The sequence below is a fragment of the Erythrobacter sp. CCH5-A1 genome (assembly GCF_001557115.1).
Lineage (GTDB): Bacteria > Pseudomonadota > Alphaproteobacteria > Sphingomonadales > Sphingomonadaceae > Erythrobacter.
Map to the genome: position 1 here is coordinate 1 of NZ_LSKQ01000128.1, position 7,740 is coordinate 7,740.

The 7,740-nt window shown below is 56.9% G+C and carries 7 protein-coding genes; 1 reads left to right on the forward strand and 6 read right to left on the reverse strand.

Annotation, left to right across the window (positions count from 1 at the left end):
* Positions 1-222: 222 nt before the first annotated feature.
* On the reverse strand, positions 223-2,736 hold the full coding sequence (locus AX708_RS06990) for a TonB-dependent siderophore receptor (RefSeq protein WP_081096420.1): 2,514 nt from the start codon (positions 2,734-2,736) through the stop codon (positions 223-225).
* 351 nt (positions 2,737-3,087) lie between these two features.
* Positions 3,088-4,140, reverse strand: coding sequence for a hypothetical protein (locus AX708_RS20325; protein ID WP_156444046.1), 1,053 nt, complete (start codon positions 4,138-4,140; stop codon positions 3,088-3,090).
* Between the two features lie 583 nt (positions 4,141-4,723).
* Here AX708_RS20325 and AX708_RS20330 point away from each other — a divergent pair.
* Complete coding sequence (locus AX708_RS20330) at positions 4,724-5,239, forward strand: hypothetical protein (RefSeq protein ID WP_156454542.1); 516 nt, start codon at positions 4,724-4,726, stop codon at positions 5,237-5,239.
* 117 nt (positions 5,240-5,356) lie between these two features.
* Here AX708_RS20330 and AX708_RS06995 read toward each other — a convergent pair whose 3' ends face one another.
* The 4 genes from AX708_RS06995 to AX708_RS07010 all read right to left on the reverse strand — a co-directional run.
* Positions 5,357-5,989, reverse strand: coding sequence for a tyrosine-type recombinase/integrase (locus AX708_RS06995; RefSeq protein WP_067489778.1), 633 nt, complete (start codon positions 5,987-5,989; stop codon positions 5,357-5,359).
* A gap of 115 nt (positions 5,990-6,104) precedes the next feature.
* Positions 6,105-6,407 (reverse strand): HigA family addiction module antitoxin, encoded by a 303-nt coding sequence (locus AX708_RS07000; RefSeq protein ID WP_067489781.1) that lies wholly within the window; start codon positions 6,405-6,407, stop codon positions 6,105-6,107.
* Entirely contained in the window at positions 6,407-6,688 is a 282-nt protein-coding gene (locus tag AX708_RS07005) for a type II toxin-antitoxin system RelE/ParE family toxin (RefSeq protein ID WP_067489784.1), read from the reverse strand. The genes AX708_RS07000 and AX708_RS07005 overlap by 1 nt, the downstream gene beginning before the upstream one ends.
* A gap of 99 nt (positions 6,689-6,787) precedes the next feature.
* Positions 6,788-7,740 (reverse strand): strawberry notch C-terminal domain-containing protein (locus tag AX708_RS07010; RefSeq protein WP_197426356.1); only part of this gene is annotated, 953 nt, incomplete at its 5' end.

Consider the following 7,740-nt stretch of genomic DNA (forward strand, 5'->3'; position numbering starts at 1 on the left):
AAACACAGTGTAGGGCGAGCCACCTCAAACACCGAGGCGGACATACGGTCTTACCCTGCGTGTGAAGGGTAGGTAATTAGCAGCCGCCGGGGCGACGCTCGGCATCTTGATTCCTCTTTCGGCTAGGCGCTGTTCAATCGAGCCTGTCACCGTGTTCCTCCAAGTGAGCGGGGCTGCCCGATGCTCGAATGCAAGCGTCGGCATCACGATTGCGACATTGGCTCAGAAATTGACGTTCGCGCGCACGTACCAGAAGCCGCCACTGAACCCGAAAGGAGAGAACTGCGGATAGATTATTCCGTTGTTCCGCTGTCCGATGCGTTGATCACGATCCGGATAAGCATCGAGCAGGTTGTTGGCGCCGATCGCAAGATTGATACGATCATTTACGTCGTACCCGATCTCGAGGTCTATGAGCACTTCGGCGCCGAAGGTTTGATCGAACGCGTTGGGGGTTGGAACGGCGTTCGGAACGGCGTCGGTCCAATTGCCAAAATAGCTCGCACGCAGCAATCCGGAGAATGCGCCTGTTTCAAGCGTGCTGGTAATGCTGCCGCGCCAGTTCGGATTGAAACTGTTGATCTCGATCCTGCGTTCGCGATCAACCGCTCTTGCGTCTCGAACATTGGTCACTTCGTTCTGGGTGTAGTTGAGCGAAGCGTTGATCCCCAGGCGGGTACCAACTCCCAGTCGCCAGTCTTTGGAGAAGACAAAGTCGACACCCTCAGTGCGGGAATCGAAGAAGTTGCCGAAGAACCTGACGGTCTGTACATCGCCGGGATCGATGCCCTGTGCTGCCATGGCCAGACGATCGGCTGCGGTGATCGGGATGCGCGAGGTTAGCGCGATGCGGTCATCGACCTTGATGTTGAAATAGTCGGCCGTAAAAACCCATCCGCCCGGGATATCGAATACCAGGCCTGCCGCGATATTCTTCGACTTCTCTCGATCTAGGGGTTGTGCGCCGTAGAATTGTGCGACCGGATCATTCGGCGGACGAGTGGTGGTCAAGAGGAGTCCGCCGGTCACGAGATCGATATTGGTGGCAACATCCGAAATATTCGATTGCCCCGGGGTTGGTGCCCTGAAACCAGTGCTGTAGGACGCACGGACAGCCATCCAGTCGGTGAGATCGTAGCGCCCTGACACCTTCCAGTTAAAGGTGCTGCCGAAATCCGAGAAATCCTCGAACCGCCCGGCGATGCCCAAATTGAGCCTGTCGGTCAGGTCGCCTTCCACGTCGAGATACGCCGCCAAATTTGATCGCGACCACGTGCCAGCTGAGGACGGCGCATACCCTGGGAAGCCTGACGAGCCCACCGCCAGACCGACCGGTAGGTTGCCATTGTCGGGATCGAGCACACGGGCAAAAGGACCAGCCTGCCAAGAAGCCACTTCGCCGGCGGTGATCTCAAACGCCTCGCGCCGATACTCAGCACCGAAGGCCACGTTTAGCGGGTCTGCCAGACCGATTTCGAATGGATAGACGAAATCGGCATGGAACTGCGTCTCGCGCTGAGTCACCTTTCCGGCATTGAAGCTGGTCGGCGACAGCGGACCGAGGGACGGGTTCACAGTGTTCGAAAGCTCATAACGGACCCGGTTCTGAGCGACGATCGCGGCCAGGTCATATCGCAGATCGCCGAAGTCGCCGCGCAACCCTCCCGCAATACTAAGATCTTCGATGTCAGTCCCGAAGATTGGCGTGAAGCCACCTGGAAATTGCGAGGTGAAACTGAACCGCGCTCCGCCCGGCGTGGTGGTCAATGGAACACTGCGAAAGATGTCTGTCCGTGTCACCGGATTACGGTAGAAGAACTCGGTATTGCCGGCGCTCCACGCATAGTTGCCGAACAGATAGACCGTGGCATTATCAGAGGCGGGCACCTCGGCATTCAGCAGGAAACGTGCAGCTTCAGTGTTCACGTTGCCCCAACGTTGGGCGGGTACCGGCACGGCAGTATTGCCGGCATTGATCAGAGCCTGCGCATCCGGACGCTGGGCGCCGCGAGATGTCGGCTTTGACCGGGCATATTCGCCACTCAGGTTGATGAACCCGTCAGCAACGGGAAAACCAGCATTGGCCGCGAGCGTCACATCCTCGCCGTCGCCCTCATAAAACTGGCCATATCGCGCTGTCATCGATAGCCCGTCGGAGTTGTCCTTGAGCTGGAAGTTGATCACGCCCGCAATAGCATCCGAACCATATTGCGCTGCCGCGCCGTCACGCAGAACTTCGATGCTCTTGATCGCGATCGTGGGAATGCTCGAAAGGTCGGATCCTTGCGCACCTGCCGCGAGCGGCTGATTGGTGATCTGCACCAGTGCCGAACGATGGCGGCGCTTGTTGTTGAGCAGGACCAGCGTCTGGTCTGGCGGCAGACCGCGCAGGCTGAATGGACGGACAAAGGCAGATCCATCCTGCGCCACGAATTGCTGGACGTTGAGCGACGGCACTGCGACACGCAGGGCATCATTCAAGTTTGATGCTCCCTGCCGGTTGAGGACATCAGCAGAAATGATGTCGACCGGACGCGCGGACTCAAGATAGGTCACCCCTTCCCTTCGGGTACCGGTGACAATGATCGTCTGCTCGGCCTTTTTTGCTTGCTCGTCGTCGAGGTCGGACTGATCCTGCGCCAGCGCCGCTGCCGGAGCCGTCACGGCCGTCAAAAGAGCTAGAAGTGAAACCGCGTCAGACACTCTCGCACGCACTTCGAGACCAGATTCCAACATGCCCCGTTTCCTTTGATTGTGGTCGCAACACCCCTTGGCAGCACCCGAACATTGCCCAATCTCAGGTTGTCGAAAACTAAGCCTAACCGCAAATACGTATTTTGTGAGATAGCATGCAAAAATGGTATACTTGATTTTGGGAGACGCCGACTGGGGCTGTCTGTCGATGGGCGTGCTAATTCGCGGCGCATTGATCACGGAATTTGACGCTCAGCCCGTTAAAGCTGCCTGGCGGCTTTCGGGATCACGCAGGGGCCCGGCTCATGACCGGGTCTGGGTGGAAACCCGAACGGCGGCAATGGTGAAGGACAATTCGGTCAGTGCGATGATTTGCGTCGGTGCGAAGAGATTCTAGGGAGCTCTTACTTCCAGACGCAGTTCTCCAACCCCGGCCTCTGGGTTTCCATAAACCCCGCGAGCTGGCTCCCAGCGTGTAACATCGAGCACGGCGGCACAAATTTCCTCGTCAAAGGCAGAGACGCCTGATCCGGCTTCCAAATTGCAACCTTGGGGATTTCCAGCAGCATCAATGGCAACCTTCGCCCTGATTGAAATTGCGCGCGGCAATTTCTCTGGGTGGCGCCGTCGTTTGGGTTCGAGGATGCGGCTAAGTTCACTAGCGGCATCTGGCACAAGCACAGGCGGATCAAGCAAAGCGGGAAACAATGCCGTTCTGAGGTGAGGCCGAAACCGATCGATCATTTCTCGCCATTCCATCCTGCGTGCAAGCTGAATGGGAGAGGTCGTGTTCAACTCGCCCTGGCATGACGATCCTGCTGGATCGGCGCCGTATTTGAGAAGGACGGCAGCATGCTCAGGTCGCCGATAAACAACTGCCCACGCGAGCGGCGTGAAGCCAAATGGGTCGGCTAGGTTTATCGGAGTTGAGTCCGCCTTCGCCAGTCGTTCGATACTATCCGTAGTCCCTCGTCGTGCTGCCTCGCTTAGGTCGAGGGGGGACTCGGTTTCTGCAAGATCCCGATATCCAAATTCATCGGGGTAAGGCGTGGGATCCAAACTTGGCAACGACGATCCATCCGCAGCCCGGCAGATATCGCTCCAAGGATAAACTTTGCTTCTCGATATCATGCGGTTGTAAGTCGTTGCAAATGTAGAATAGTTCTGCATGAAGAGCCGTTCGGCGCGCGCTGCATCAGGTGGAGCAACATCAGAAGCACCGGACATCCCGCGAAAAAAACCTGGAGCGGTTTGCCTCATGAGGTTTAGTCGACATTCGACGCCGTATACAGCTGGATAATTGGCAGGAGCTGTGCGTGAATAGGCGAAGAGCCGGAAATCGCCCTTGTTGATTGCCAATGTAGCTTCCACCACAGGATCGGCATTTCCGTTTCCTGCTCTGCGGAACAATTCGCGGTCGAGTTTTATCTGTTCGCCCGCCGCCACGTCGGACCCATTTAGTGGGGCGCATTCGTCTGAGCTAGTCGAATTGGCTGTGGGGTCAGACGCATCTTGTCCCATATTGCATGATGCCGCCGCTAGCAGACCGAGGACTGAAATTCGACGCATTTGACCTTGCCTTCCCATCCCCAGCTATCGGGCAATTCTGAAGCTCAATGGTGAACATTTCTTTTTGTTAGAAACGATAGCTTTCCATGGCCGACTTCCGCTCTCGGTTGTGACGAAGAATTCTGGCAATGACCGCTTCGGGGTCGATAGCTGAAGGGCAGATTTTTTTCAGAGAAGGCAACTTCCTGCCATTCGGCTTATGGTAACGGAACCTGACGGGCAGCTTTAACAGGATTCTCGCCAGCAGCTGCCATTCTGAAACCGACCCCATCTCGGACAAAAGGTTGAGCGAAGCCCTTATATCGGCGTCTGTCTCGGAGCCTTGGGAAATTTACCTTTTTGTTGCAGTGTCGGTCGGGTGATTCGAACAAGACTCCGCATTTCCCTAGTCGCTGCCAGTGCGGCCTTCGACGTTGTAAGGGCGCCAAACCAGTTCCTAATTTGTGGCTGCCTTTCGTTAATGGCGGTTGCTTGCAATGCTCTAACTCCAGAAGAGCAGCGTAGAGCCGATCTATCGGAACGCGTAGCAAAAGAAATGCGCGAGTGGGCGGAGGTGCAAGAGATTTGGCGCCAAAAAGAACGCGAAGATCAGGGGTGTGACGGAGAAATACTGAGTGGTAGCAAGCTTCGCGAAGTCACTGTTGGAAAAACTCATCTTGTGATGCGTTGGGGCATTCGTCCTGACCCAAAAAGGGATGCGGTGGAAGCTCGAACCTACTATACGGATGGTCGTTTGAATGACACGCTCATATCTGATTTATTGGCACCTAACTACAGTATAGAGGGAGAGTTGATGTGTCATAAAGCCGTTTATTTTGACGAAGAGCAGGTCCAATCTTGCTTCAGGCTTATCCAATCACCAGACGGAAAAATCTTCGAAGAGCGATTTGTGGCACCGGGGATCGCGCCTGAGTTGGCAACGAACCAGAAGCTCACTTGCCTCCAACTCGACATTACTGATTTGGAAGATGGCTGACCGGCGATTGAGATGAAAATGACGACGGCAGCAATCCACCCAATTGTTGCCGGTTCGGTGATCATCCGAAATCGACAAAAGCGGCCATCGGAGCTCATCCGACGGCCGCAAATGTTGTCAGATCTCGATGCGCTCCGCGAGGACCAGGGCGTCCTCCACGTCCACCCCGAGATACCGAACCGTGTTTTCGATCTTGGAGTGGCCGAGCAATATCTGAACTGCACGTAGATTTCCCGTTGTCCGGTAGATCATGGCCGCCTTGGTGCGCCGCATGGAGTGGGTACCGTAGTCTTCTCGCCGCAACCCGACCGCGGTGACCCACTCATCGACGAGGCGAGCATACTGCCGCGTGCTCATGGGTTGGCCGGAATGGATCCGGCTTGGGAACACGAAGTCATCGATGGTGCCGCCACGCCGCAGCAGCCATGTTGCCAGGCTCGTGCGGGCGTCCGCGGTGATTTCAAATTGCACGGGTCGTCCAGTCTTCCTCTGGATAATCATTGCGCGGTCCCGGACTTCAGATCCTGCCACGAGGTCACCGATCTTAAGCTTCACCAAATCGCAGCCCCGCAGCTTGCTGTCGATCGCCAGGTCGAACAGGGCGCGGTCTCGGAGCCGCTCCTCCCGATCAAGGAAGAAGCGGATCGCCCAAATCTGCTTCTGAGTAAGTGGCCGCTTGGTGCCTACAGTTCTACCGGCATTCCATGAAACCCGGTTTTGCATCGCCGGGTCGAGGTGAGAGTAGGTCATCGTCTTTCTCCATGGCCTTGATTGGCCAAGAAGAAAAACGGGATCCAAACGAATAAATACCCTTAAGCGCGCCGAAGGAGTGGGGACATGTTCTCATTAGCGCGCCTGACGCAAGCTACGCGGGTTCGCGTACACGCTCGATGCTGATGGTCTCAGATCCGCTTTTGGCTTGTGCAAGATCATAGGCAGACTGCATCCGCAGCATGGTGGCGGCAGAAATACCGAATGCCTTCTCGAAGCGGATAGCCATCTCCGGCGTCAGCGCAGCCCTGCCATTGAGCAACCGGCTTAAGGCTGGCCGGGTGACCTTGAGATGATCTGCTGTGCTCGACACGTTCATGTTGTAGGGCTTCACGATCTCTTCGAGCAGCCAAGGGCCCGGGTGGATCGCGAAGCTGTCATGGAGCTTGATGGCCATCAGTGATAGTCCTCCAGATCGAGATCGGCGACGGTCAGTTCGTCGATCAATGTGAATGTCAGTCGCCAGTTCCGGGTAACCGTCATGGCAAAATACCCCTCCCTGTCTCCGGTGAGGGGATGAAACCCGAAATTCGGCGGCAGGGCCAACTCGTCCACACTCCCCGCCGAAACAATGAACGCGAGCATGCGGCGCAGCCGGTCTGCCTCCATTAGCCCTGCTGGCTTCCCGGTTTCGGCAAACCTGCGAAGCGCCTTATGGCGGATCGTTCCGATTTCCATTAAAGTGTAATCCCATAAGTTACACCAAGAGTCAAGAGAGGTGTAACCCTTGGCGTTACGCCTGCCCCATTGTCGACGCGGCCCGCCCGAATTCCTGCACTATACCCGAACCAGCGCGCTAACGATTGCTGACGCTGCGCCCTTTGGAATGAAAACGCGCGTCCGAAACGCGATGATTTCCGTGAAGCAGCCGATGCTCTTGAGCCAAGGCAGCCGATCGACTGGTGCGCCCACGATCTCATAGCGCTGCTCGCCAGCCACGCGGGAGCATTTTAAGGTCGCCTTGAAGGGCTGATTGATCGGGACTGTCCGGCCTTCGCCGAGCGACCTGATGATCATTTCCGGACTGAGTTCAACGGTGGAGGCAATATCGAACTTCTCGAGCAGCTTTGCCACATCGAGTTCGTGGACCATGCGGCCGAGCCAGTTTCTGCCCTCTTCGTCAACGATCCGCCGGACCTCCAGATAGTCGATGGGAAGGCTCGACCAGATCGGCAGGAGAAGTCCGGTCGCAAGATACACGGTCTCTGTCGTTAGCCGTTCGGCAAGCTCCGCAACCTCGCTTTGCCACAGCTTTTCGAAGGTTCGGCGGGGGGCCTCCTCCCAAGCCGATTCCGCAAGGTCATCGAAGTGGTGGTATTCCCGGCGCAGGGGACGGTGGAGGATAACCCGCCGGATCAAATCCCCCTGTTCTGTCATGAAGTGCCGCGAAGGTTCGGCCAAGGCTGCCTTCCCGCTCTTGGTATTGTGGAGCAGAATGCAACCGTCGGCGTAGTCGCGGCGCTCAAGGACACGCTCTAGCGAGATCGGCCGTGCTCTCGTCTTGAGAGCCAGCTGCAGCAAGTGTGACGTAGCACCGGTTCGCTCATCGGTCCGCAGGACGATGTCTTCGACAACCGCGGCCTGTTCGACCCGAAGGGTCTCGACGCCAACATCGAGCGATCCGGCCTCCCGCGCTGCGGACACACGCGCTTCGACCAGCCCCAGAAATTCCTCGAAGATCGCATTCTGCATTCCGATCGGCAGCGCGAGGATGCGGTTGAGCCAGCGCT